1 protein-coding gene is annotated in these 388 nt (G+C 41.8%); it reads right to left on the reverse strand.

All coding sequences use genetic code 11. The features are described from left to right. A partial coding sequence (locus B7C60_RS17340) for a DJ-1/PfpI family protein (RefSeq protein ID WP_245868340.1) occupies positions 1-388 on the reverse strand: 388 nt, incomplete at both ends.

Consider the following 388-nt stretch of genomic DNA (forward strand, 5'->3'; position numbering starts at 1 on the left):
TCCTCCCATCTTTTGTAGAACACTTTTAGCATCTGGATTCGTGGTTAATGGCTTACCTTTTAGTAAACCGAGCTCATGAAGGATGAATGAACCAGCACAAATCGAGCCAATTAGCTGTTTGTTTGGGTCGAGGCTCAATGCTGACATAAATTCAGCTTCTTTCATCGCTGCTGGAATACCACGCTTACCACTAGTGATCAGAACGACATCTTGGTTAGTCACCTCTGAAATATGTCCGTCAGTTCTAACTTTCATGTCAAGGTGGGAATGATGTTCTGGTTTAGTTCCCAGTATGCTGACCGTCCAACTATCGGTTGTTCTCCCAAGCAAGTCATACATAAGAAAAAAGTCTACATCTGTGAAATCATCAAATATAACAACGCCAACT

This window comes from Vibrio fujianensis (assembly GCF_002749895.1).
In the GTDB taxonomy this organism is placed as follows: domain Bacteria; phylum Pseudomonadota; class Gammaproteobacteria; order Enterobacterales; family Vibrionaceae; genus Vibrio; species Vibrio fujianensis.